The sequence below is a fragment of the Amycolatopsis sp. CA-211722 genome (assembly GCF_056828465.1).
In genome coordinates, this window is record NZ_CP184752.1 from 635478 (window position 1) to 660712 (window position 25235).

Below are 25235 nucleotides of genomic sequence, written 5' to 3' on the forward strand. Positions count from 1 at the left end.
GTCCAGACCACGTACCGTCTCCCGCAACAAAGCGTTCCGCATGGAGGTGGTCGATGAAGACTCATCCCCGCCTGCCCGGTTTCGGCCGAGGCAACGCGATGTCGCCGATTTCCCTTTGACGAAATCATCTCCAAGATCATTTCCCGGCACCGGGTTGTAAGGAGTGAAATGTCGAGAAAAAGATGGCATCTGGTCGGCCTGTTCACGGCCGTCGCGGCGCTGGCGGTCGGTCTGGTGACCGTGCCCGCGAACGCGGCGGGCGGGGTCGGAGCCACCCTGACCAAGGGGTCGGACTGGGGCTCCGGCTGGGAAGGCAAGTACACGATCACCAACAACTCGGGAGCCAGCCTGAGTTCCTGGACTCTCGAGTTCGACCTCGCGGCGGGACACTCGATCGCTTCGCTGTGGGACGGCAGCTACACCGTCTCCGGCCAGCACGTGACCGTCAAGAACACCTGGAACGGCAACCTTTCCAACGGTGGCTCGACCAGCTTCGGCTTCAACGTCAAGTACTCCGGCGCCTACACCGCCCCCGCCAACTGCAAGATCAACGGCGGCTCCTGCGATCCGGGCGGCGGTAACCCGACGACGACGCCGACCACCCCGACCACCACGACGTCCAATCCCCCGACGTCGACCAGCACGAGCAACCCGCCGACCACCACGACTTCGAACCCGAACCCGGGCGCGAAGAAGAACCTCGGCTACTTCGTGCAGTGGGGCGTCTACGGTCGCAACTACCACGTGAAGAACATCCACACCTCCGGTTCCGCGGCCAAGCTGACGCATATCAACTACGCGTTCGGCAACGTCACCAACGGTTCCTGCACCGCCAACGACGACACCTACGCCGACTACGACAAGTTCTACGACGCCGGGTCCAGTGTGGACGGTGTCGCGGACTCGTGGGACGCCGGTTCGCTGCGCGGTAACTTCAACCAGCTGCGCAAGCTGAAGAAGATGTACCCGGGCCTCAAGGTGCTGTGGTCGTTCGGCGGCTGGACCTGGTCCGGTGGCTTCGGCCAGGCGTCGAAGAACCCGGCCGCGTTCGCGGAATCCTGCTACAAGCTGATCAAGGACCCGCGCTGGGCCGACGTCTTCGACGGTATCGACATCGACTGGGAGTACCCGAACGCCTGCGGTCTCACCTGTGACACCAGCGGTCCCGCCGCGATCAAGAACGTGGCACAGGCGCTGCGCACCAAGTTCGGCTCCTCGTTCCTGGTCACCGCCGCGATCACCGCGGACGCCAGCAGCGGCGGCAAGATCGACTCCGCCGACTACGGCCCCGCGTCGGCGTACTTCGACTGGTACAACGTCATGACGTACGACTTCTTCGGCGCCTGGGCGGCGCAGGGACCGACGGCCCCGCACTCGCCGCTGACGTCGTACCCCGGCATCCCGCAGCAGGGCTTCACCTCCGACGACGCCATCCAGAAGCTCAAGGCCAAGGGTGTCCCGGCGAGCAAACTGTTGCTGGGTATCGGTTTCTACGGCCGAGGCTGGACCGGCGTCACCCAGGACGCCCCGGGCGGCACCGCGACCGGCGCGGCACCGGGCACCTACGAGGCGGGTATCGAGGACTACAAGATCCTCAAGAACAGCTGCCCGTCGACCGGCACGATCGCGGGCACCGCGTACGCGAAGTGCGGCAACAACTGGTGGAGCTACGACACTCCCGCGACCATCAACGGAAAGATGGGCTGGACCAAGAACCAGGGTCTCGGCGGCGCGTTCTTCTGGGAACTCAGTGGTGACACCTCCAACGGTGAACTCGTCACGGCCATGCGCAACGGCCTGAACTGAGGAGTCTGACAGTGGGCAAGCGGACTTGGATCCAGGCCATCGGCCTGTCCGCCGCTGCCGCAACGGCCGGCGCGGTCCTCGTGATCGCGCCGGCCTCCGCGGCCGGCGGCGTCGGCGCCGCCTTCAGCAAGGGCTCCGATTGGGGCTCCGGCTGGGAAGGCAAATACACGATCAGCAACAACTCGGGGTCGAGCCTCCCCTCTTGGACGGTCGAATTCGACCTCCCCGCGGGGCACTCGATCGCTTCACTGTGGGACGGCAGCTACTCGGTCTCCGGGCAGCACGTGACGGTGAAGAACACCTGGAACGGCAACCTTTCCAACGGCGGTTCCACCAGCTTCGGCTTCAACGTCAAGTACTCCGGGGGCTACGTCGCCCCGGCGAACTGCAAGATCAACGGTGGTTCATGCGACCCGGGCGGCGGCGGCCCGACCACGACGCCGACCACGTCCACCACCACGACCTCTCCGACGACGACCACCAGCAACCCGCCGCTCCCCGGCGGCCGTGGTGCGCCGTATCTGTACATGGGCTGGGGCAGCCCGCCGAACCCGCAGACGGTCATGAACGCGACCGGGATCAAATGGTTCACGATGGCGTTCATCCTGTCGTCCGGTGGCTGCAACCCCGCCTGGGACGGCAGCCGTCCGCTGCAGGGCGGCGTCGACGCGAACGCGATCGCGCAGATCAAGGCCGCGGGCGGGCAGATCGTGCCGTCCTTCGGCGGGTGGAGCGGCAACAAGCTCGGCCCGAACTGCTCGACGCCGGAAGCGCTCGCCGGGGCCTACCAGAAGGTGATCGACGCCTACGGTCTCAAGGCGATCGACATCGACATCGAGAACACCGACGAGTTCGAGAACGCGGTCGTACAGGATCGCGTGCTGAACGCGCTCAAGATCGTGAAGGCGAACAACCCCGGTATCCAGACCATCCTCACCTTCGGCACGACGACCAGCGGCCCGAACTCCTGGGGCAACCGGCTCATCGACCAGTCGAAGGCACTGAACGCCGGGATCGACGTCTACACGATCATGCCGTTCGATTTCGGTGGTGGCGCGGACATGTACGGCAACACCATCCGGGCGGCGAACGGCCTGCGGGACAAGCTGAAGTCGACCTTCGGGTGGAACGACGCCACGGCGTACGGCCACCTCGGCATCAGCGGGATGAACGGTCTTTCGGACCAGCGCGAACTGACGAGTCTCGACACCTGGACGCGGATCACCGACTGGTCCAAGACCAACAAGATCGCCAGGCTCGCGTTCTGGTCGACCAACCGTGACCGCGGCTGCCCGAACGGCGGGGTCGCCGAGAACTGCAGTGGTATCGCACAGAACGACTGGGACTTCACGCGGATCACCGCGGCTTTCTGACGTCCCTTCCGAACCGCGGGCCCGCACCGATGCTGCACGGTGCGGGCCCGCTCCTTTTCGCCCGCGTTTCGTCCTCTGAATGCGGTCCTCATCGGTTGTCGCGGCAGTGGCCGTGTCCCGCTTGCGACTGCATGATGTGCTCTCCTGCATTTGATCGGTCTCTCCGCGTCGGCCGTCCACGAGGTCGTGATCATGGAATATCGTGCCGGTCATGACCACGGATGACTGGTTGGCCGACACCCGAACCTCTTATGACACGGTCGCGGTCAGCTATGCCGAGCAAGTGCGCGGCGCACTCGCCGGACACCAGTACCTGCGCGCGGCTCTGGCGTTGTTCGCCGACAGCGTGCGGATCGCTGGCGGCGGGCCGGTCGCGGACGTGGGCTGCGGCCCCGGTGAAGTCACCGCCCACCTGAATGAGCTCGGTGTCGACGCCTTCGGTGTCGACCTCTCCCCCGGGATGATCGACGTGGCCCGGCGCGACCACCCCGGCCTGCGGTTCGAGGTGGGCTCGATGACGGACCTGGACCTCCCCGTCGCTTCGGTGGCCGGCCTGCTCGCCTGGCAGTCGTTGATCCACATCCCTGACGACGATGTGCCGACTGTGTTCGGGCACTTCCACCGAGCATTGCGTCTCGGCGGACCGCTGCAGCTCCTGTTTCACGTCGGCGACGAGTCGCGGTTGATGACGGAGGGCTATGGCGGTCACCCGATGAAGGTCCATGTCCACCGCCGTCAGCCTGACCAGGTGGCATCCTGGCTGCGCGATGCCGGATTCGTGGTCGAGGCTCAGATGCTGCTCGACCCGGACGCGAAAGCTCAGCAAGCGATTCTTTTCGCACGCAGTAAGTCCTGACTTCTGCATATGTCGGGCTCGCCAGTCGGAACCAGAGGACATGCGCGTGCGCTCCCAGCGGTGCTGGTGGCCTCGTCGATGCTGTCGAGCACTCGTTGGACACGGTCGTGCTCGCGCCGAAGCCGGGTCTTCTCCCCAGAGGGGACTCGGGGGTTGCCGAGGAAGGCTTGGAAGGTGGCCGCCTGCTCGGCCCAGATCGGTCGGCGGCAGGCGTGGTGGGTGGCCTGCGGGCAGCGGGCCGAGTCGCACAGTCCGATCAGCGGCCGTGTCGCCTCCGTGGTCCCGGCCCAGTCGCAGGCAGAGCGCATTGGACGGGTCGCCGCGGAACCAGCAGTAGTTGGCCGGCCGACGTGCGGGCTTGCGGCCTGCGCGCGGAGCAGGTTCTCGATTCGCCGGTCGGTGTCCAGCACCGTCGGCTCGGCCGGTGCGCTGTCCCGCAGCGCGTTGTCGATGTGGGTGAAGGTCGCGATGAGGCCGCGGGCACCGCATTCAGAGGACTAAATGCGGGCGTCCTTCACTGGGGCCTGCGCTGGCTTCCTGGGTCTGGCGTGTCGCGAAAGCCACTTTCGCGACGTCTGATGTCCCGAAAGTGGCTTTCGCGACACGGCTGCCGGGCGCACGGGGCGAGCCGGTGCCGAGGCCGCGCGAGGGTGTTGCGAAAGTGGCTTTCGCAACACCGCCCAGACCCGTGACCGACGCCCGCGAGCCCGCAGGCCCTGAAGTACGTGAAGGCCCCCTTCACTGCTTCTAGCGCAATGAAGGGGGCCTTCACGTACTCAAGACCGACGCGTTTAGTCCTCTGAATGCGATCAGGGCAGAGCGTTCAGGAACGGCTCGTGAGCGTTCTGGAACTCCCATCCGTAGTACCGGTCCCAGTTGATCGACCACGTCATCAGCCCGCGCAGTGCCGGCGAAGCCCCGCCACGCAAGGAATACGACCCACAGCCGGAGTTCTTCACCAGGCAGTTCAGCGCCGAATGCACCGCCGCCGGCGCGGTGTGCCCGTTGCCCGCGCTCACCGCGGCCGGCAGGCCGAACGCGATCTGGTCCTCACGCAGCCCGGGGAACCGGAATCCGGTCGAGGACACGGTGAAACCCGCCTTGATCATGTCGGTCATCGCGATGTGGAAGTCGGCGCCGCCCATGAAGTGGTACTGGTTGTCCAGCCCCATCACCGGCCCGGAGTTGTAGTCCTGGACGTGCAGCACGGTCAGCGCGTCCCGCATCGCGTGGATCACCGGGAGGTACGAACCCGTCCGGTTGTCGGCGCCGCCGAGGCCGCCGTAGTACTGGTATCCGGTCTGCACGAAGAACGTCTCCGGCGCCATCGTCAGCACGAATCCCGCACCATAGCGAGCCTTCAACGTCTTCAGCGCCGAGATGAGGTTGACGATCACCGGCGTGGTCGGATTGCGGAAGTCGTTGTCGCCGGAGTTGAGGTACAGCGAGTGCCCCTCGAAGTCGATGTCGAGCCCGTTCAGCCCGTACCGGTCGATGATCGCGGACACCGAACTGACGAAAGCGTCGCGCGCCGCGGTCGTGGTCAGCTGCACCTGGCCGTTCTGGCCACCGATGGAGATCAGGACCTTCTTGCCCTGCGCCTGCTTCGCGCGGATCGCGGCGATGAAGTCCGCGTCGCTTTCCACCGTCGGGCATTCCGCGACCGGGCACCGCGTGAAGCGGATGTCACCGGAGGTCACCGAAGTCGGCTCACCGAAGGCCAGGTTGACGATGTCCCACGCCGCCGGGACGTCGGCCATCCGGGTGTAGCCGGATCCGTTGGCGAAGCTCGCGTGCAGGTAGCCGATCAGCGCGTGCTTCGGCAGGCCGGAGTCGACGCAGCCGGCGGTCGTGGCGCCCACCTCGGTGGTCTTGGGCGACTCACCCGCGCTGTTGTAAGCGGCCACCGAGTAGCTGTGCGACGAACAGGCCGTCAGTCCCGAGATCGTCGCCGAAGTCCCGGTCACCGTCGCGACCACCTTGCCCGCCTCGTACACGCGATAGCCGGTCACCGTCCCCGCCGACGCGCCCCACGAGAGCGCGATCGACGAGTTCGTCACCGTGCCCACGGCCGGATTCCCCGGTGACGGCGGCGCGCCGGGGGTTTCACCGCCGGGTCCGTCGAGGCTGATGTCGTCCGCGTAGTAGGTGCCCGAGCCGTACCAGCCGTGGACGTACACCTCGGCCGTCGTCTGTGTGGCCGAGGTCGTGAAGGAAAGCGAAAGCTGCGTGTAGGCGGTCGCCGCGGTCCAGGTCGACGGCCCGCCCGTGACGCCGAGGTACACCGGGTTGCCGTTCACCCAGGCCGAAACCGCGTAGGTGGTGTTGGGCCGGACGGATACCGTCTGTGCGCATTTCCCGATCGTCGAGCCGGGCGTGACCGAAACGGCGTAACCGCCCGAACGGACCGGTGTGGTCACGGTCGCGCCCGCCGCGCAGGTCCAGCCGGATGTCGAACCCGCCTCGAACCCGGGGTTGAGGAGCAGGTTGGCCGCGCTCGCGGTGCCACCGCCGGTGAGCAGACCGGTGAAGGTGAGCACCAAAACGGCCAGAAATGACAACGATCTGGAACGCCTCATCGCGATTCCTCCGTGGAAGGGCGGCCTGCCGCCGCGCTGGACTAATTGTCTAGACCAATCTGCGGAAAGTCCATACCCCCGGCGCCACCAGGGTCCAAAGACCCGACTACTCCGGGCTGCTGGACCGGTGTGACGCGGGGGCGCGCTCCGTAACGTCGGAGGGGCCAAACAGGGCTGGGGGCTTTCGGGAGGTGGGGACGATGGGACCGAGAACGGCAGAACCGGCGTGACCGCCGTGTCAGAAGCCGTGCGCCCGACATATCAGCCCCGCCCGGGAGAGCCGGACGGTGAACTGATCCGCGCGGCCATCGGCGGTGACCGGCGGGCCGTCGGAAGCCTGCTGGCGCTCCTCCGGCCCATCGTGTTCCGGTACTGCGCGGGCAGGCTGGGCGGGACGGTACGCGGCGTCTCCAGCGCCGAGGACTGCGCCCAAGAGGTCCTGGTGGCCGTCCTCGTGGCCTTGCCGCGCTACAGCTACCAGGACAACAGCTTCCTGCCGTACGTCTTCGGAATCGCGTCGCACAAGGTCGCCGACGTCCGCCGCAACCTCGCCCGCGACCCGTCCGCGCCGGTGCCCGATCCGGAGCCCGAACAGGAAGGACCGTGGAATCCGACGTTCGAGGAGGTCGAGAGGGCCGATCGCCGCCGCCGGTTGTCTCGGCTGTTCGAGGTCCTTTCGGAGAAGCAGCGCGACGTGCTGGTGCTGCGCGTGATCCACGGATACAGCGCCGAGGAGACCGCGGGCGCGCTGGGCATGGCGAGCGCGGGCGCGGTCCGCGTCACCCAGCACCGGGCCCTCAACGAACTGCGCCGTGTGCTGCGCGAGAACCCCGATTTCGCCGGCGGGTTCACGTTCTTCTAGGACGTGGACTTACGGCGCTGGGCGGCGTAGACGGCGGCGGCGGTGCGGCGCTCGAAACCGAGCTTGTGCAGCAGGGACGACACGTAGTTCTTGACCGTCTTCTCCGCCAGGTACAGCTTTTCCGCGATCTGGCGATTGGTCAGCCCGTCGGCGATGTGGTCGAGCACCCGCCGCTCCTGCGGGCTCAGCTGTTCGTATCGCGGGTCCGGGAGGTCGGTCTCGCCGCGCAGCCGGTTCATCACCGAGGCCGTCAGCGTGCTGTCCAGGAGCGATCCACCGGCGGCGACCGTGCGGACAGCCTTGACGAGCGCGCCACCGGAGACCTGCTTGAGCATGTACCCGGCCGCACCGGCCATGATCGCGCCGAACAACGCGTCGTCGTCCGAATAGGACGTCAGCATCAGGCAGGCGGGCGGCGGGTCGATCGACGCCCGGATCTCCCGGCAGACGCTGACCCCTTCGCCGTCCGGCAGCCGGACGTCGAGCACCGCGACCTGCGGTTTGACCGCGGGGATCCGCACGTAGGCCTCGGCGGCCGTGGACGCTTCGCCGACCACGGTGAGATCGTCTTCGGCCTCGAACACCGTCTTCAACCCGGTGCGGACGAGTTCGTGATCGTCCAGCAGGAACACCGAAATCGTCATCGCACACTCTCCTGTCGGGCCGGCAGCTCCACCGACCAGTCGAGCTTCGTCCCGCCTTCCGGCGCCGCTTCGACGCTGAACGTCCCGTTCCAGCGGGCCGCGCGTTCGGCCAGGTTCGCCACGCCGCTGCGGTGGCCGGGTTCGGCGGGCATGCCGACGCCGTCGTCCACCACCGACAGCTTCAGCCATCGGCCGTCCCGGTCGACGGAGACGTCGACCGAGACCGACGTCGCCGCCGCGTGTCTGACCACATTGGACAGTGCTTCGCGCAGGGTCGCGAGGAGATCGGAGCGGACCGTGTCCGGCACGGTCGAGTCGAGCGGCCCGTCGAATCCGACCCGGGGTTCGGACGCGCAGCCCGCGTCGAGCGCGACCCGCAGCAGCTCCGATCTGAGGCTGCCCTGCGCCTCCGCCGGTTCCTGCAGCGAAAAGATGCTGTTGCGGATCTCGCGGATCGTGCGGTCGATCTCGTGCGCGAAACCGGTCACGCGGTCGGCGACGGCGGGTTCGCCCGCGAGCCTGCTCAGCCCCTCCAGGCCCAGCCCGATCGCGAACAGCCGCTGGATCACCAGGTCGTGCAGGTCGCGGGCGATCCGGTCGCGGTCTTCGAAGACGGCGAGGCGCTGCCTGTCCTGTTGCGCGCGGGCGAACTCGACCGCGAGCGCGGCGTGCGCGGCGAAGGTCTCGGCGAGCTGGACGTCGTAGGCGGAGAACGGGGTCTTGTCGCGGAACTTCGCCACCAGCAGGACGCCGAGCTTCTCCTCGCCGACGATCAACGGGACGGCGACCGTGGAATCGAGATCCTTGATCATCGCGGGCATCGTGACGCCGCGGCCGCCCTGGTGCTCGATCACCTTGTCGCCGTACTCCCGGACGACGACGGGTTTGCCGCTCGTGTACGCCAGCCCGGTCGCGGTGCCCTCGGTCGGCACGGTGACCCCGGCGATCCGGTCCGCGTCCGGCCCCGGCGGCTCGACGATCTCGAAGACCAGCATCCCGTCACCGCGCGGACGGGCGACCGCGCCCGCCGAACCACCGGCCACGACTCGGGCGCGTTCGGCGATGAGGCGGAGGGTCGCGGTCAGATCCTGGTCGGCCAGGAGCGCACCGGTGACGTGGTAGGAGGCTTCGAGCCAGCGCTCACGCCGCTGCACCTGCTCGAACAGCGCGGCGTTCTCGATCACCACACCGGCCGCCGCGGTGAGCGCGACGAGCAGGTCGTCCTCGGCTTCGGTGAACTCCTCACCGCCCGGTTTGCGGGCGAGGTACAGCATCCCGAAGATGCGGCCGCGCATCCGGATGGGCATCACCCGGGACTCGTCCTCGGACGGCGGCCGTTCCCAAGCGTCACCGAAGCGGATGAACTCGCCGGAATCGAGCACGCTCAGCGCACCGAACGGCGCACCGGTCAGCTCGCAGGCGGATTCGACCATTCGCCGAAGGACGTCGGAGAGGCTGAGATCGTGGGCGATCCCGGCCACCGCGTCCAGAATCCTGGGCGTTTTGGCGTCGCTCGCCGCACTCACCCGCCGCACTGGCGTCACCGTCCCGGAGTAACTCCCCGGGCAGTGGGGTCAGGAGTGACAGACGCGCCCGGATCGCTCATCTGGTGCGTCGATCACGGACAGTGCTTCGTTACCGCTCACCCCGAGGATCCTCCGTCCGGTCACCGACTCGATCGGGATCCGGAGGTAGCGGGAATCCGCTTGACCAGTCCAGCAGCCCAGCGGCAGGGTCTCGAGCTCGGCGATCACGATCGGATCACGTACCTCGGAGGCGCGGCCGACGACGGTGACGAACCAGCCCGTCCCCAGATCCTTGGCGAACTCGTCGACGGCGAACGCCACCACGCTGTCGAGTATCCCGGCGAACAGCGCGCTCTGCGCCGGGGTCCGCACCACGACGGCGCCGTGGTGGAGCGCGAACCGCGCGGGCTGGATCGCCGGCATGGCCCGGGAAGTGAACACCACCCGGCCGAGCCCGGCGCCCGCGAGCAGCGCCAGGCACTGCTCGCGGCCGAGCGTCTCGAGACCCAAGGAGTCGGACATCGGCATCCCCGCGTTCTCGTCGTGTACTTCGTCGAGAACCACGGTCCCCGGCTTACCGACTCGCCGGTAGGGCCGATGGACCCGGCCCGTGCGGGGGATGCGGCGAGGTTGCGAAAGCCACTTTCGCAACGTTGAAGGTTGTGAAAGTGGCTTTCGCAACGCGTTTTGTCAGGTTGGCCGCACAGCCGAGCCGGGCCGCGGTGGCCGACCGGGCACCCGTGTCGCGAAAGCCACTTTCGGGACGTCAGATGTCCCGAAAGTGGCTTTCGCGACACGACCACCGAAACTTGAGCGCCCCTACGCCTTCGGGCTCAGCAGCACCACGGGGATCTCCCGGTCGGTCTTGGTCTGGTACTGCGCGTAGTTCTTGTAGTCCGCGGTGATCTTGGGCCACAGGCGGGCGCGCTGCTCGGCGTCGGCCACGGTCGCGACCATCGGCTTCGCGCTCTCGCCCTTCAGGGTGACCTGGACCTCGGGGTTGTCGCGAAGGTTGAGGAACCACGCCGGATGCTGGTCGTCGCCACCGCGGGAGGCGACGATGACGTACGCGTCGCCCTCGCGCAGCGGCGAGGTCAGCAGGACGGTGCGCGGCTGACCGGATTTGCGGCCGATGGTGGTCAGCTCCAGGACGGTCATCCCGGCGACCTGCCAGCCGGCACGGCCGCCGCTGACCTTCTGGATGACGCGGTGGACGGCGTTCATGGTCTTCAAGGCGAAATCGGAGGGCATGCGGAGAAGACTACTCCGCTTTCGTCGCGACTTCGATTCCGTCCAGGATGACTCTCAGCGAGAACTCGAACGCCTCCCGCGCCTCCTGCTCCAGATAGGACACCGTCTCGTCCTCCATCCGGAACGCGTGCTCGCTCTCCATCCAGGTCAGCGTCGGGAAACGCTCGGCGAAGTCCGGCGAGACCTCCTGCAGATGCGCGGAGCGCGCGTACCACCACTCGTCGTCGGACTGCCCCGTCGCCTTTTCGGCCAGCCGCGCCTCCGACGCCGTCCTGGCAGGCTCGCGCACACACGAGTACAGCGCGCTGACCAGCCGCCGCAGCGCCTTCGGGCGCAGTCCGGTCCGGCGCAGGATCTTCACCAGCGCCTCCAGGACGACGTACTCGTTCGGCCCGAGCACCGGCCGCGCCTGCGAGACCTGCAGGACCCAGGGATGCCGGAGATAGAAGTCCCAGAGATCCTCAGCCCACCGCGCGGCGTCGGTCCGCCAGCCGTCCCCGTCATATGTGGCCGGAAGCTCGGCGAGCGCGGTGTCGTACATGAGATCGACGAGTTCGCTCTTGCTCGGGACATAGGTGTAGAGCGCCATGGCCGTCCGGCCGAGCCGGTCGCCGACGGCCCGCATCGAGAGCCCCGTCATACCTTCGGCGTCCGCGATGGCGATGGCGGTTTCGACGATCAGCTCCACGGAAAGCCCCGGTTTGGGGCCGGGCCGCTCGGCGTCCGCCGGCTCGGTCCGCCACAGCAGTGCCATCGACCGCCGTGGGTCCCCTTGCGCCGCGTAGACGACCACTTGCCAACTCCTTACAGCATAAACTAACCTCTGCTACCCTCACTTTACAGGCTAAAGAGTTTCAACCAGGGGAGAGCCATGCCTTCGGCCGCCGACAGCCACGACCTGATCCAGGTGCGCGGAGCCAGAGAGAACAACCTCGCCGACGTCTCGGTCGACATCCCCAAACGCCGCCTCACCGTCTTCACCGGTGTCTCGGGCTCGGGGAAGTCGTCCTTGGTGTTCGGCACCATCGCCGCGGAGTCACAGCGGCTGATCAACGAGACCTACACCGCGTTCATCCAGTCCTTCATGGCCCCGGTCGGACGGCCGGACGTGGACGCGCTGCGGAACCTGAGCGCCGCGATCGTCGTCGACCAGGAACGGATGGGCGCCAATTCCCGGTCCACGGTCGGCACCGCGACCGACGCGCACACGATGCTGCGGATCGTCTTCAGCAGGCTGGGCACACCGCACGTGGGGACGTCGGGAGCCTTCAGCTTCAACCTTCCCGAGGGGATGTGCCCCGAATGCGAGGGGCTGGGCAAGGTCTCCAGCATCGACATCGACCAGCTCGTCGACAAAGAGCTTTCGCTCGACGAGGGGGCGATCACCGTCCCGAACTTCACGCCGGGCAGCTGGTACTGGAAGGGGCTGGCGGAGTCCGGTTTCGTCGACCCCGCGGTCAAGCTGAAGGACTACACCCCGCGGCAGTGGGAAGACTTCATGCACAAACCCGCCACCAAGATGAAGCTCGGCGGGATGAACACCACCTACGAGGGCCTGCTGGTGAAGGTGCAGCGGCTGTTCCTGTCGAAGGACAAGGAAGCGACGCAGCCGCACATCCGCGCCTTCGTCGACCGGGCGATCACCTTCCGGCAGTGCCCGGCGTGCGAAGGCGCGCGGCTCAACCAGGCGGCGCTGTCCTCGAAGATCGAGGGGCTGAACATCGCCGACTGCTCGTCGATGCAGATCAGCGACCTGGCCGACTTCCTCCGCAAGATCGACGATCCGTCGGTCGGGCCGCTGATGCAGACCCTGCGCGGAACCCTCGACTCGCTCGTGGAGATCGGCCTCGGCTACCTGAGCCTCGACCGCGAATCCGGGACGCTGTCCGGCGGCGAGGCGCAGCGCGTGAAAATGGTGCGGCACCTGGGTTCCAGCCTCACCGACGTCACCTACGTCTTCGACGAGCCGACCGTCGGGCTGCACCCGCACGACATCCAGCGGATGAACGGTCTCCTGCTTCTCTTGAAGGACAAGGGGAACACCGTGCTCGTCGTCGAGCACAAACCGGAGACGATCGAGATCGCCGACCACGTCGTCGACCTCGGGCCGGGCGCGGGGCCGAACGGCGGGCAGATCTGTTACACCGGTGACGTCGCCGGATTGCGCGCGTCCGGCACGCTGACCGGGCGGCACCTCGATCACCGGGCGCGGCTGCGCACGGACGTCCGCGAGGCCCGCGGGCGGATCGAGATCCGGAACGCGACCCGGCACAACCTGCGCGGTGTCGACGTCGACATCCCGCTGGGCGTGCTGACCGTGGTCACCGGCGTCGCCGGTTCCGGCAAGAGCTCGCTCATCCACGGCTCACTGTCCACAAGGGACGACGTGGTGGTGCTCGACCAGTCGGCCATCCGCGGCTCGCGGCGCAGCAACCCCGCGACCTACACCGGCCTGCTCGACCCGATCCGCACCGCGTTCGCCAAGGCCAACGGCGTCAAGGCGGCCCTGTTCAGCGCGAACTCCGAAGGCGCGTGCCCGAAGTGCAAGGGCATCGGGCTGATCTACACCGACCTGGCGATGATGGCCGGGGTGGCGACGGTCTGCGAGGAATGCGAAGGCAAGCGGTTCACCGCCGAAGTCCTGACGTACAAGCTGCGAGGCAAGGACATCAGCGAGGTCCTCGCCATGCCGGTCGCCGAGGCACGCGAGTTCTTCCCCTCGGGGCAGGCGCGGACGATCCTGGACCGGCTCGCCGACGTCGGCCTCGGTTACCTCGGGCTCGGACAGCCGCTCACGACGCTGTCCGGCGGGGAGCGCCAGCGGATCAAACTCGCCATCCGGATGGCGGAGAAGTCGGCGACGTACGTCCTCGACGAACCGACCACCGGTCTGCACCTCGCCGACGTCGACCAGCTGCTCGGTCTGCTGGACCGGCTCGTCGACGACGGGAACACGGTGGTGGTGATCGAGCATCACCAGGCGGTGATGGCGCACGCGGACTGGATCGTGGATCTCGGGCCGGGCGCCGGCTCGGAAGGTGGCCAGGTGGTGTTCACGGGGACTCCGGCCGACCTGGTCGCCTCCGGTGACACGCTCACGGCGCGGCACCTTCGCACCTACGTGGGCCGCTAGCGCATCCCTCCACCCGCGAGTGTCATGAAAGGGTCGTTCAGGACAAAAGATGTCCTGAACGACCCTTTCATGACATCCGGGACCGCCGCCGAACCGCTTCACGACCGGCCACCGCACCGATGAGCCCCAGCACCACCAGAGCCAGCCCCGAAGTCACCATCTCCACCGGCGAGGCCCCCAGCGGCGAAACCCCGGTCACCGATTCCAGCCCCACCACCGCGGTCAGCACCGAGTAGGCACCGATCGCCACCCACACCAGCCGCACGCGCCGCCGTTCCGTCCAGTCCGCGAACTTCAGCAGCCAGGCGAGCCCCGGCACGATCAGGATCGCGTGCATCGCCACCGCGTGCAGCGGCTTCAGCGCACCGGCGGTGGTGTACGCGGCCTGCGGGTTCCCGCCCCGCGCCTCCACGACACCGCCGGCGATCATCGCCGCGCCCGCGCCCAGCGCCACCAGCAGCGCGACGAGCCCGAACCGCACCGCGAGCCGCATGCTCGCCGATGTCTCCCCGTCACCGCGCAGGGCCGCCGCGGTGAACGAGACCGCCGTCAGGATGATGACGCCGCCACCCGCCGCGAGTGTCGTCGACACGGCGTTGTCGAAGCCGGTCTCGAAGTTGAAGTGCGACGGCACCCCGCGCCAAGCCTGCATGCTCACGAGCACCGTCTCGACGACGCTCGCCGCCGCGAAGACGCCGAGCAACACGTTCCGCACGCGCGCCCGAACCGCGATGTACGACGTCGCCCAGGCGACGGTGACCAGCGTCAGCCCGAATGACAGGCCGAACGTGACCGCCTTCCGCATCGACACCGGCCCGGTCCACGAGCCGCCGGACACGACCAGCACGACCGCGTGCGCGAGACCGCTGAGGAACAGGAGTGCCCCGGTCGCGTAGGCGACGCGTTCGATGGTCCGTGACTTCATGCCGAAGAGTGTCTTCCGCGGCCGGAGGAAAAGCGTCAGCCGTGAGGCGACACCGCGCGTACGCCCACCTACGTACCTGAGACGTCCCTCAGCGAAGACGGCGGTAGAGACCAATGGGCTGTTACTCTGGCCGACATCATGCCCCGCATCCTTGTCCGCGTCGCCGCGCTGATCGCCGTCCTCGCCCTCCTGTTCGGTGTGCCGTGGTGGACGATCGTCGGTTCCCCCGAACTCCCGGCCGCGCTCGAAGTCCTCGGCACGATCGTGTTCGCCGTCGCGGCACTCGCCGTGCCCGCGTGCATGGTCCTCGGCCACGGCCCTTGGCAGCGGGACCTCGCGGCCAAGATCGGCGATCTCTCCCTGGGGCTGATCTGGCTGCTGTTCTCGTTGTCCGTTCTCGGAAACGTGCTGCGGCTCGTCCTCGCCGTGTCCGGAGTGGACAGTGCGGCGGGCATCGTGTCCGGCGTCGTCTTGGCCGCCTTCGCGGCGCTGGCGGCGTACGGGATGTTCGAGGCCCGGCGCGTGCCGAGGCTCAAGGAACTCGACGTCGTGCTCCCCCGCCTCGGCGCGGGACTCGACGGCCTCCGCTTCGCGATCGTCACCGACACCCATTTCGGCCCGCTGAACCGGACGACGTGGTCGGAGAAGGTCGTCGAAGTGGTGAACGAGCTCGACGCGGACGTCGTGGCCCACGCGGGCGACCTCGCCGACGGTTCCGTCGCCAAACGCGCACAGCAGGTCGCGCCGCTCGGGAAGGTGCGGGCGAAGCTCGGCAAGTTCTACATCACCGGCAACCACGAGTACTTCGGCGAGGCGCAGGCCTGGCTCGACCACATGCGCGACCTCGGCTGGGAGCCGCTGCACAACCGGCACCTGCCCGTCAGCCGCGGCGGGGACACGCTCGTCTTCGCCGGCATCGACGACCCGACCGGCGCCGCGTCCGGCCTGCCCGGCCACGGACCCGATCTCCCCGCCGCGCTCGACGGTGTCGCCGCGAGCACTCCGGTCGTCCTGCTCGCCCACCAGCCGAAGCAGGTCAAGCAGGCCGCCGAGGCCGGGATCGACCTCCAGATCTCCGGGCACACCCACGGCGGCCAGATCTGGCCGTTCCATCTCCTGGTCCGGCTCGACCAGCCCGTCCTGGCCGGTCTTTCGCGCCACGGCGAGCGCACGCAGCTCTACACGAGCCGCGGCACCGGCTTCTGGGGGCCGCCGCTGCGTGTCTTCGCACCGAGCGAGATCACCCTCCTGACCTTGCGAAACAGCAAGTAGTCCTCTAGTTGCGATGCTTCGGGCGCCGCGACATCCATCACCGACAAATTTTTTTGTCTTGACAACTTGAGAGTTCGGGGCGAGTGTTGTGCCAACGCACCCGCCGCCCGAAAGGCCGAATCGATGACCATCACCGCCACCCGGACCCACATCGCGCTCCCGGCGCGAGCCTTGCTCGCCTGCGGCGCCGTCTCCGGTCCGCTGTACTTCCTGACCACGCTCACCCAGGCCGCCGTCCGCGACGGCTTCGACCTGACGAAGCACCCGGCGAGCATGCTGAGCAACGGCGACGCCGGCTGGATCCAGGTGACGAACTTCCTGGTCACCGGTGTCCTCATGATCGCGGGAGCGATCGGCCTGAGCCGCACGCTCGAACCGGGCAGAGGCAGCACGTGGGGGCCACGGCTCTTGGGCGTCTTCGGCGTCAGCCTGCTGTTCGCCGCGGTCTTCAAAGCCGACCCCGGCAACGGCTTCCCGGTGGGTTCCGGCCAGGCCACCATCAGCACCGCGGGCGTCCTGCACATGGCCGCCGGCTCGATCGGTTTCCTGTCGCTGATCGTCGCGACCTTCGTGTTCGCGAGCCGCTTCTCCCGTGAGGGTCACCGCGGCTGGGCCCTCTACTCCCGCGCCACCGGCATCGCGTTCTTCGCCGCCTTCGCCACGATGAGCTCCGGCAACGCGAATGCCGTCGTGATGCTCGCCTTCTGGGCCACGGTGATGCTGGCCTGGGGCTGGGTCACCGCCGTCATCCTCCGTACCAACCGCTGAACACGACCAGGAGAATTCCCGCCATGAGCACCGTGACCTCACAAGACGGCACCACCATCGCCTACACCCGCACCGGCTCCGGCCCCGCCGTCATCCTGGTCGACGGCGCGATGTGCCACCGCGAATTCGGCCCGGCCACGCCGCTGGCCGCCGAGCTGGCCGCGCACTTCACCGTCTACACCTACGACCGCCGAGGCCGCGGCGAAAGCGGCGACACCGCACCGTTCGCCGTAGCCCGCGAAGTCGAGGACATCGCCGCGCTGATCAAGGAAGCGGGCGGTACCGCCCACGTCTACGGGATCTCGTCCGGCGCCGCGCTCGCCCTCGAAGCCGCGAAGGCCGGGCTCCCGATCACGAAACTGGCCGTCTACGAATTCCCGCTGGTCGTCGACGACACCCGCCCGCCGGTCCCGGCCGACTACGCGGAACGGCTGGAGAAGGCCATCGCCACCGGCGAACCCGGTACCGCGATCAAGACCTTCATGCGCGAAGGCGTCCGCGTTCCGGCTCCGGTCGTCTTCATGATGCGGTTCATGCCCGCCTGGCCGAAGCTGAAGAAGGTCGCGCCGACCCTGCGCTACGACGCCGCCCTGTTCGACGGTCTGCACGACGGCACCCCGCTGCCCGAGGGCCGCTGGGCGGGCGTTTCCGTGCCGACGCTGGTCATGGACGGCGGCAAGAGCCCCGCGTGGATCCGCAACGGTGTCGCCGCGCTGGCGAAGGCGGTCCCCGGCGCCGAGCACCGCACGATCGAAGGCCAGACGCATATGCTGAAGCCGAAGGCCGTGGCCCCGGTACTGATCGAGTACTTCACCGACTGACGGAGCGATCCCGATGATCGAACTGGTCGAAGGCGACATCACCGAACAGCGGGTCGACGTCGTGGTCAACGCCGCGAACTCCTCGCTGCTCGGTGGCGGCGGGGTGGACGGCGCGATCCACCGGCGCGGCGGGCCGGAGATCCTCGCCGAATGCCGGGCCCTGCGCGCGGGGCACTACGGCAAGGGACTGAAGACCGGAGAGGCGGTCGCCACCACGGCGGGCCGCCTCCCGGCGCGCTGGGTGGTGCACACCGTCGGGCCGGTGTGGTCGGCTTCCGAAGACCGCTCCGCGCTGCTGGCCTCCTGCCACCGCACCTCGCTGCACGTGGCCGCCGATCTCGGCGCGCACACCGTGGCGTTCCCCGCGATCTCGACCGGGATCTATCGGTGGCCGGTCGAATCCGCGGCGGAGATCGCCCTCGAAGCGGTGGCGAACACGCTCTCGGCCGGGTCGTGCTCCGTGGAGCTGGTGAGGTTCGTGCTGTTCGGGAAGGCCGCCTACGACGTGTTCCGGGAGCAAGCCGACGCGATGGGTCTCGTGATCGGTCAGGACGGTTATTGACCCGTAAGGCACGTATGGCGTGTTCGGGCGCTTGCTCGATGCGGGCTTCGTGTCGCGAAAAGCCACTTTCGGGACACGTGACGTCCCGAAAGTGGCTTTCGCGACGTGTCCGAGCCTTCCGTCGCCCATAAGGACCGCACCACCTGTGCGAAGGGGACTTTCCGCGCGTGCGATGAGGGGAAAGCTCCCTTCACCTCGCCGAGCACCCCGACAGGACACCTTTGCCCCTACGGCTCACCGTCCTTACCACTCACGAGCCGGCTACACGCCCGCCGGCGAACTGCCCTGCTCGACCAGCTCCCTGGCCGCCCCGCTCCCGTCCGCCGGAACCGCCCAGATCGCCGAGTCCACGCCGTACGCCACGGTCCGGTCGTCGAGCCAGGCCGCCTGGTCGTCCACGCTGCGCGTCTCGGCCAGCATCGTCTCCTTGCCGGAAGCCAGATCGAGGACCGCGAGCCGCCACGGCGCCGCGAGATCGGCGGAAACCTTCTTCTTGAAGGCGATCCGCTTCCCGTCCGGTGAAAGCGACGGGCATTCGACGTTCTCCCGGATCATCCTCGCGACGAGCTTTTCGTAGTCCGCCTCGACCAGATACGTCTTCCCCTTCGTCCCCACCGTCGCGTAGAACCGCTTGCCGTCGGGGGTGAAGGTGATCCCCCAGTAGTTCACGTCGGACGAGTAGTACGGCTTGCCGTCGAGGAGAAGCCCCATCTCCTCGATGCTCTTCATCAGCTTCCCGGTCTTCAGGTCGAAGATCCCCGCCCTGGTCGAAAACCCGGTCTCCGCATAGGAATCCCCGTTGACGAACAGCGTCCAGTAGGCGAGCTTCCCGTCCGGCGAGACCCGGCCACGGCTGGGGGTGCCGGGCAGTTCTATCCGGCGGATCTCGTTGAGGTCCTTGTCCAGCACGATGACGTCGGTCATCGGGGGCAGCACGCCGGGCTGGGCGGCCAGGCACAGCGCGGTCCCCGCCGAGGCGGCGAACCGGTCGCAGCTGAGGCCGGACACCTTCCTTGGCTCGCCGGGCCGGTCGGCCGGGACGGTCGCCAGATGGCCGAAGTCCGGGCCTTCGGCGGTGTTGCGGAACAGCAGTTGTCCCTTGGCCCGCACCGAAACCGGCTGCCCGGACACGACCGCGACGGAGTTGACGTCCGGCCCGCGGTCGCGGGAGACGACACCGTAGCCGACGGCCGCCGCGATCAGGACGACGACCGCCGCCACCACGCCCAGGATCCGTGTCCTCATGCGTAGGTCCGCAAAGGACGGAGCACGGCCGCGGCGACGACCACCACTGCCAGCGCGCCCGCGGCGACCAGAACCGCGGCGTGCAGATCCCAGGTGGTCCAGGCGAGTCCGAAAAGGACGGACGCGAGCATCCGCGTGGTCGCCTGCCCGGTCTGCACCAGCGCCAGCCCGCTCGCCCGCTGGTGCTCGGGCAGCAACGGCCCGGCGGCGGCCATCAGGACGCCGTCGGTGGCCGCGTAGAAGACGCCGTGCAGCACGAGCGCCAGCACCGCGAGGATGCCGCCGTCCACCGGCCCGAGCAGCGCCAGCAGCGCCACGACCAGCGCGACGTGCCCGCCGAGGAACACCTTCCACCGGCCGATCCGGTCGGAAAGCCTGCCGAACGGGACCGCCAGCAGCAGGTACACGCCGGCGGTTCCCAGCGGCAGCAAGGGAAAGAAGACCGCGCCGAGTTCCCAGCGGCGCTGCAGCACGAGGTAGAGGAACGAGTCGCTGAGCGTGACCAGGCCCAGCAGCGCGGCCCAGACGCAGATCCGCCGGAACGACGCCTGCCGGACCAGGCCCGCGGTCTCCCGCAAGGAGACCTTCGGCCGTTCGGCCCGCGGCTTGGGCTGATGGTCCTTGACCAGCACCACCAGGATGATCACGCCGATCGCGGCGATGCAGAAGCTCGTGAAGAACACCGAGTCGTAGCTGCCGAGGCTGAGCCACAGCACGGCCATCGCGACCAGCGGGCCGAGGAAAGCGCCGAAGGTGTCCATCGCGCGGTGCACACCGAACGCGCGGCCGAGGTGTTCCGGCTCGCTGCTCAAGGTGATCAGCGCGTCCCGTGGTGCGGTCCGGACGCCTTTGCCGGTGCGGTCGGCCGCGAGCACGGCACCGATCGCGACGGTCGACGAACCCGCCATCATCAGGCCGATCTTGCCCAGGGCGGAGAGACCGTAACCGAAGCAGGCGACCGCCTTGAGCTTCTGCCAGCGGTCCGCGAGATGGCCGCCGACGAGCCGGACGACGGCGGTGACACCGGAGTAGAGGCCGTCGAGCACACCGAACTGCAGCGGGCTGAGGCCGAGACCGAGAACGAGATAGAGCGGGAGTACCGCGGTCACCATCTCCGACGAGATGTCGGTGACCAGGCTGACCAGGCCGAGCGCGACGACGTTCCCGGTGACGGCCCGTTTCACTCCGCTCTTCGGGACGTCCGCCGCGGCGTCCGCTCCCCTGCTGGTGGCTATGTACATGGGAGACCTCCAACGCCGTGAGGAGGTGCCGGGCCGCGGCACCTCCTCACGGGGATCAGTGGCAGGTGTAGGTGGGAGAGGAGTCGATGGTCTTGCCGTCGAGCCCGATCAGCTGGGTCGAGAAGGCGTTGTCCGACATGTTCAGCTTGAGCACGCCGTAGGTCGAGATCGCCTTCGCCGTGGCCGGATGCTCGGTCTTGACCGGGTACAGGCTCGCCCCGCCACCGCCGCCGATGATCTGCACCGGACCCGCGGGATCCTTTTCGCCGTCGGCGTTCTGCGGGTAGAACCGCTCGTAGTGGTGGTCGTGCCCGTTGAGCACCAGATCGACCTTGTTCTGGACCAGGGTCTCCCAGAGCGTGGCCATCTTGCTGTTGTCGCCGTGGTCGCCCGAGGTGTAGCGCGGGTGATGGTAGTACGCGGCGACGCAGGGCTTGGTGTTGTTCTTCAGGTCCTGCTTGATCCAGTTCAGCTGCTCGTCGCTGATCGCGTTCGCGGCGAGGCCGGGCGAGAACTCCGTGCTGTCGATGGCGACGAAGTGCCAGTTGCCCATTTCCCAGCTGTAGTAGGTCTTCCCGTTCGGCGTCGCGATCTTGCCGAAGTACTGCTTGTAGGCGCCCAGCGGGGTGTGGTCGTAGGTCTCGTGGTTGCCGGGGACCGGGTGCATGATGTTCTTGTACTTGCCCCAGGTCTTGTCGAAGTACTTCGTGAAGTCCTCGATGTGGGCGTCGTCGTACTGGTTGTCGCCCATGGTGATGACCGCGGCCGGGTTCATCTGGCCGACCAGCGCGGCCGTCTTCGGGTGGACGCAGGAAGACGACGAAGCGGTGCACTGTTCGGCGATGTCACCGGAGGCGGCGAGGACGAACGAAGAACCGCCCGCCTGCGTGGTCGCCTGGACCTGGTTGCTGGCCGCCGAGGTGTTGCCGGCGGCGTCCTTCGCACGGACGGTGTAGGTGTACGCGGTCGACGCGCTCAGCCCGCTGTCGGTATAGGAAGCGCTTTCCGTAGAGCCGACGACCTGGCCGTTCCGCAGCACTTCGTAGCCGCTGACGCCGACGTTGTCCGTCGAGCCGGTCCACGTCAGGTCCACTGTGGACGCGGTGATCGAACCCGCCTTGAGGTTCGACGGCGCGGTGGGCGCCTGGGTGTCGCCGGAGGAGTCCGACGTCCCGTAAACCTGCATCTCCCAGAGGGAGTAGCCGTAGCTGGTGGCGCGTTTGGTGCCGACGAGACGCAGGTACCGGCCGCGCGCGGCCAGCCCGGTGAGGTCGTCGGTCCCGCCGTTGCCGTTGGTCACGGACTTGATCGGGGTCCACGCCGAGCCGTCGTTGGAGACCTCCAGCCGGTACGCGGTGGCGTACGCCGCTTCCCAGTTCAGCTTGACCCGGTTGATGGCCGACGGGCCGCCGAGGTCGACGCGGATGAACTGCGGGTCCACACCTTCCGTGCTCGCCCAGCGGGTCGTGCTCTTGCCGTCGACGGCGAGCGGACCGCCGTAGGAGGAGGACTCCACCGAGGAGACCAGAACGGCTTTACCTTGGGACAAAAGGACATCAGCGGCCTGCGCGTTTCCGCTGAGCAGCGTCGGCAACAGGATGGCGGCCGCGCCTAGTGGCAGTAGTCGGGTTCGGGCCTTCACATCGATCTCCCCGGGAATCCGTGGCGGCGGGTTGAGAGGGACGGGTGCGCGGCGTTCACTTCGAGTACACTCGTTCGTTTGGTAAGTTTCCTAACGAATGCGTACGGTAATCCGTACCACTCAGTGAGTCAAGACGTAGACTCGTCCCATGACCGGCGCATTGATCTTCGACTTCGACGGGACGCTGGTCGACACCGAGGCGGCCGTCCTCGTGGCCTGGCAGGAGACCTTCCGCGCTCGCGGCGGCGAGCTCCCCCTGGACGTCTGGCACACCGTGATCGGCACGCAGAACACCGCCGTCGCGATGTTCGAGCTGCTGGAGAGGAACGACGAGAACCTGGACCGGGTCGCGGTCCGCACCGGCGTCCGCGCCAGGGTCACGGAGCTGCTGGAATCGGTGGGCCCGCGTCCCGGCGTCGAGGAGTACCTCGCGGACGCGAAGGAGCGCGGCCTGCGGCTGGCCATCGCGTCCAGTTCGACCGGCGACTGGGTCACCACGCACCTGAACCGGCTGGGTCTCGCGGACGCGTTCGAGGCCGTCCTCACCGGAGATCTCCACGAGGCGAAGCCCAGCCCGGACCTCTACCTGGCCGCGCTCGCCGCGTTGGACCTGCCGGCGGCCGAGGCGATCGCGTTCGAGGACTCGCCACACGGCGTCACCGCGGCGAAGGCCGCCGGGCTCGAATGCGTCGCCGTGCCGAACGCGATCACCGCGGTACTGAACTTCGACCACGCCGACCTCGTGCTGGGTTCGCTGGCCGACAAACCACTCGGCGAGTTGCTCAGCCGTTGACGACACGCGTGTCCAGCGGGACGCCGCGCAGTGTCGTCCCACCAATCACGCGTGTCGTCCATCGGCTCACGCGGACGGGAACGCAGGCGCGGCGTGATCGAAGGCGTAACTCGCGTGATCAGGCACGTAACTCGCGTGACTGGATGCCGCACTCGGTGTTCCGCCGCTGATCACGCGAGTTACGTCTTCGATCACGCGAGTTACGCCTTCGATCACGCGAGTGCGGTGCCCACCCCTGCCCGCGATTGCTCAGCCGTCGAGCAGTTCACCCAGCCGGACGAGGAACGGGCGCTGGCCTTTGAGCAGCTTCTCCTCCGCTTCGGCCAGCCCGAACCAGGCGACCCGGTCGACCTCCGGGAACTCCTGCGTCCGGCCCGAGCGCGGCGGCCACTCCATCTCGAAGGTGCCCGGCACCACCTGAGCCGGGTCGAGGTCGCCCTCCACCGCCCAGACCGTCACGACCTTGCCGCCGGACTGCTTCACCTCTCCGAGCGGGAGGTACTCCCCCTCCGGCGCCGGCAACCCCAGTTCCTCCTGGAATTCGCGCCGCGCCGCGGCCTCCGGCGCCTCGTCCGGCTCGTACTCGCCCTTGGGCACCGACCAGCCGCCCGCGTCCTTCTTCGCCCAGAACGGCCCGCCCATATGCCCGAGCAGCACCTCGGTCACCTCGCCCGACCTGCGGAAGAGCAGGATCCCGGCACTCGTCTTACCCGCCATGTCGTCCAGTCTGGCCTTGCTCCGATCGGGTGATGTGACCGGCCCGCGAAAAAAGTTTCCGCCCGGATGTCGATTCGCGTCCTGCTCGTCCGACGCGTTGTCAGAAGCCGCCCGACAGACACTCCCGGAAGGACCGGAACCATGACGCAGACCACCGCCCCCGCCCAGACCACCGCCACCTCGACCGCCGCCACCCCGCGGGCCGCCAAGGCGCAGGGCGCGATCCAGTCCGCCGTCCGGATCGTCGTCTCGTTCCTCTTCCTCTGCCACGGTTTGCAGGGATTCGGATTCTTCGGTGGCGTCGACGGCGCGGGCGGCTCGGTCGAACTCGGCTCCTGGCCCGGCTGGTACGGCAGCGTGATCGAACTCGTCGGCGCCGCGTTCGTGCTGGTCGGCCTGTTCACCCGGCCGGTCGCGGTGCTCCTCTCCGGTGTGATGGCGTACGCCTACTTCACCGTGCACGCCCCGGAAGGCCTGCTGCCGCTGCAGAACATGGGCGAGCTGTCGACCCTCTACTGCTGGATCTTCCTGCTGATCGCCGCGATCGGCCCGGGCACCTTCGCCCTCGACTCCCTGCGCCGCCGCCGCTGAACGTAAACGCGAGGCCCCTTTCCTGGAACCATTCCAGGAAAGGGGCCTTTTTATCGCGAACCTGTCGATTCGCTGTCAATGAATGGGGGCATACCATGGAATTACCCCCCGAAAGAAAGTTCCCTACCGATGGGGGTATCCGGCATCCTCTATCGCATCAATGGTTTAGACCACCCTGAGCCGGAAGGATGCGTCATGACCCAGACAGCCGCCGCCACGACCACCGAGATCGGCCCGACCGCCCCCAAATGGCAAGGGCTCGCCCTCTCCGCCGTCCGCGTGGTGGTCTCGTTCCTCTTCCTCTGCCACGGTTTGCAGAAGATGGGCCTGTTCGACAAGCCCGCCGTGCCGTTCGGTACCTGGCCGGGCTGGTACGCCGGGGTGATCGAGACGGCCGGCTCGCTGCTGATCCTGGCGGGCCTGTTCACCCGCCCGGTCGCGGTGCTGCTTTCGGGCACGATGGCGTACGCGTACTTCGTCGTGCACCAGCCCGACGCGCTGCTGCCACTGCAGAACAAGGGCGAGACGGCCGCGCTGTACTCCTGGATCTTCCTGCTGTTCGCGGTGGTGGGCCCGGGCACCTACGCGCTCGACACCCTGCGCCGGCGCCGCAAGTCCTGAAGCGCGT

General features: G+C 68.0%; 23 protein-coding genes. 12 read left to right on the forward strand and 11 right to left on the reverse strand.

Features of this window, described 5'->3' with window-relative positions; translation table 11 throughout:
* The first annotated feature begins 168 nt into the window (after window positions 1-168).
* The 3 genes from ACOCEP_RS03070 to ACOCEP_RS03080 all read left to right on the forward strand — a co-directional run bounded on the left by ACOCEP_RS03070 (window position 169) and on the right by ACOCEP_RS03080 (window position 4035).
* Entirely contained in the window at window positions 169-1806 is a 1638-nt protein-coding gene (locus tag ACOCEP_RS03070) for a glycosyl hydrolase family 18 protein (RefSeq protein ID WP_482335647.1), read from the forward strand.
* A 38-nt stretch (window positions 1807-1844) separates the two neighbouring features.
* Window positions 1845-3179, forward strand: a complete 1335-nt coding sequence (locus ACOCEP_RS03075; RefSeq protein WP_482339551.1) for a cellulose binding domain-containing protein — start codon at window positions 1845-1847, stop codon at window positions 3177-3179.
* Window positions 3180-3390: 211 nt separating this feature from the next.
* Window positions 3391-4035, forward strand: coding sequence for a class I SAM-dependent DNA methyltransferase (locus ACOCEP_RS03080; protein ID WP_482335648.1), 645 nt, complete (start codon window positions 3391-3393; stop codon window positions 4033-4035).
* Window positions 4036-4844: 809 nt separating this feature from the next.
* On the opposite strand, the gene ACOCEP_RS03085 is transcribed toward ACOCEP_RS03080, so the two are convergent.
* Window positions 4845-6614 carry a chitinase gene (locus tag ACOCEP_RS03085; RefSeq protein WP_482335650.1) on the reverse strand — a complete coding sequence of 590 codons (1770 nt, stop codon included), beginning with the start codon at window positions 6612-6614 and terminating at the stop codon, window positions 4845-4847.
* Window positions 6615-6840: 226 nt separating this feature from the next.
* On the opposite strand from ACOCEP_RS03085, the gene ACOCEP_RS03090 reads away from it, so the two are divergent.
* Window positions 6841-7476 carry a sigma-70 family RNA polymerase sigma factor gene (locus ACOCEP_RS03090; RefSeq protein ID WP_482335651.1) on the forward strand — a complete coding sequence of 212 codons (636 nt, stop codon included), beginning with the start codon at window positions 6841-6843 and terminating at the stop codon, window positions 7474-7476.
* Here ACOCEP_RS03090 and ACOCEP_RS03095 read toward each other — a convergent pair.
* The 5 genes from ACOCEP_RS03095 to ACOCEP_RS03115 form a co-directional block, all read right to left on the reverse strand.
* Window positions 7473-8120, reverse strand: a complete 648-nt coding sequence (locus ACOCEP_RS03095) for a response regulator (protein ID WP_482335653.1) — start codon at window positions 8118-8120, stop codon at window positions 7473-7475. The genes ACOCEP_RS03090 and ACOCEP_RS03095 overlap by 4 nt on opposite strands.
* Complete coding sequence (locus tag ACOCEP_RS03100; protein WP_482335654.1) at window positions 8117-9664, reverse strand: sensor histidine kinase; 1548 nt, start codon at window positions 9662-9664, stop codon at window positions 8117-8119. Before ACOCEP_RS03100 ends, ACOCEP_RS03095 begins: the two co-directional genes overlap by 4 nt.
* Before the next feature lie 30 nt (window positions 9665-9694).
* On the reverse strand, window positions 9695-10174 hold the full coding sequence (locus tag ACOCEP_RS03105; RefSeq protein ID WP_482339552.1) for a pyridoxamine 5'-phosphate oxidase family protein: 480 nt from the start codon (window positions 10172-10174) through the stop codon (window positions 9695-9697).
* 291 nt (window positions 10175-10465) lie between these two features.
* Complete coding sequence (locus ACOCEP_RS03110) at window positions 10466-10897, reverse strand: nitroreductase family deazaflavin-dependent oxidoreductase (RefSeq protein WP_482335656.1); 432 nt, start codon at window positions 10895-10897, stop codon at window positions 10466-10468.
* A 10-nt stretch (window positions 10898-10907) separates the two neighbouring features.
* A complete protein-coding gene (locus tag ACOCEP_RS03115) occupies window positions 10908-11690 on the reverse strand; it encodes a TetR/AcrR family transcriptional regulator C-terminal domain-containing protein (RefSeq protein ID WP_482335657.1) in 783 nt (260 codons plus the stop codon).
* A gap of 78 nt (window positions 11691-11768) precedes the next feature.
* On the opposite strand from ACOCEP_RS03115, the gene ACOCEP_RS03120 reads away from it, so the two are divergent.
* The gene (locus tag ACOCEP_RS03120) at window positions 11769-14030 is read left to right on the forward strand and encodes an ATP-binding cassette domain-containing protein (protein ID WP_482335659.1); all 2262 of its coding nucleotides are present in this window, start codon (window positions 11769-11771) and stop codon (window positions 14028-14030) included.
* A gap of 67 nt (window positions 14031-14097) precedes the next feature.
* On the opposite strand, the gene ACOCEP_RS03125 is transcribed toward ACOCEP_RS03120, so the two are convergent.
* The gene (locus tag ACOCEP_RS03125) at window positions 14098-14955 is read right to left on the reverse strand and encodes a hypothetical protein (protein ID WP_482335660.1); all 858 of its coding nucleotides are present in this window, start codon (window positions 14953-14955) and stop codon (window positions 14098-14100) included.
* Window positions 14956-15093: 138 nt separating this feature from the next.
* Here ACOCEP_RS03125 and ACOCEP_RS03130 point away from each other — a divergent pair, with 138 nt between their 5' ends.
* From ACOCEP_RS03130 to ACOCEP_RS03145, 4 genes are all read left to right on the forward strand, one after another.
* Window positions 15094-16227, forward strand: coding sequence for a metallophosphoesterase (locus ACOCEP_RS03130; RefSeq protein ID WP_482335661.1), 1134 nt, complete (start codon window positions 15094-15096; stop codon window positions 16225-16227).
* Between the two features lie 123 nt (window positions 16228-16350).
* On the forward strand, window positions 16351-16995 hold the full coding sequence (locus tag ACOCEP_RS03135; RefSeq protein ID WP_482335662.1) for a DUF998 domain-containing protein: 645 nt from the start codon (window positions 16351-16353) through the stop codon (window positions 16993-16995).
* Between the two features lie 23 nt (window positions 16996-17018).
* Complete coding sequence (locus ACOCEP_RS03140) at window positions 17019-17816, forward strand: alpha/beta fold hydrolase (RefSeq protein ID WP_482335663.1); 798 nt, start codon at window positions 17019-17021, stop codon at window positions 17814-17816.
* A 13-nt stretch (window positions 17817-17829) separates the two neighbouring features.
* The gene (locus ACOCEP_RS03145) at window positions 17830-18378 is read left to right on the forward strand and encodes an O-acetyl-ADP-ribose deacetylase (protein ID WP_482335664.1); all 549 of its coding nucleotides are present in this window, start codon (window positions 17830-17832) and stop codon (window positions 18376-18378) included.
* A gap of 261 nt (window positions 18379-18639) precedes the next feature.
* Here ACOCEP_RS03145 and ACOCEP_RS03150 read toward each other — a convergent pair whose 3' ends face one another.
* The 3 genes from ACOCEP_RS03150 to ACOCEP_RS03160 are packed head-to-tail and all read right to left on the reverse strand — an operon-like array spanning window position 18640 to window position 22506.
* Window positions 18640-19623: a hypothetical protein gene (locus tag ACOCEP_RS03150; RefSeq protein WP_482335665.1), complete on the reverse strand. Its 984-nt coding sequence runs from the start codon at window positions 19621-19623 to the stop codon at window positions 18640-18642.
* Entirely contained in the window at window positions 19620-20864 is a 1245-nt protein-coding gene (locus tag ACOCEP_RS03155; protein ID WP_482335666.1) for an MFS transporter, read from the reverse strand. The genes ACOCEP_RS03150 and ACOCEP_RS03155 overlap by 4 nt, the downstream gene beginning before the upstream one ends.
* A gap of 55 nt (window positions 20865-20919) precedes the next feature.
* The gene (locus ACOCEP_RS03160) at window positions 20920-22506 is read right to left on the reverse strand and encodes a discoidin domain-containing protein (protein WP_482335667.1); all 1587 of its coding nucleotides are present in this window, start codon (window positions 22504-22506) and stop codon (window positions 20920-20922) included.
* Window positions 22507-22654: 148 nt separating this feature from the next.
* On the opposite strand from ACOCEP_RS03160, the gene ACOCEP_RS03165 reads away from it, so the two are divergent.
* Window positions 22655-23299, forward strand: a complete 645-nt coding sequence (locus ACOCEP_RS03165; RefSeq protein WP_482335668.1) for an HAD family hydrolase — start codon at window positions 22655-22657, stop codon at window positions 23297-23299.
* Window positions 23300-23548: 249 nt separating this feature from the next.
* On the opposite strand, the gene ACOCEP_RS03170 is transcribed toward ACOCEP_RS03165, so the two are convergent.
* A complete protein-coding gene (locus ACOCEP_RS03170) occupies window positions 23549-24016 on the reverse strand; it encodes an NUDIX hydrolase (protein ID WP_482335669.1) in 468 nt (155 codons plus the stop codon).
* Window positions 24017-24157: 141 nt separating this feature from the next.
* Here ACOCEP_RS03170 and ACOCEP_RS03175 point away from each other — a divergent pair, with 141 nt between their 5' ends.
* Entirely contained in the window at window positions 24158-24607 is a 450-nt protein-coding gene (locus ACOCEP_RS03175; RefSeq protein WP_482335671.1) for a DoxX family protein, read from the forward strand.
* Between the two features lie 195 nt (window positions 24608-24802).
* A complete protein-coding gene (locus ACOCEP_RS03180; protein WP_482335672.1) occupies window positions 24803-25228 on the forward strand; it encodes a DoxX family protein in 426 nt (141 codons plus the stop codon).
* The last annotated feature ends 7 nt before the right edge of the window (window positions 25229-25235 follow it).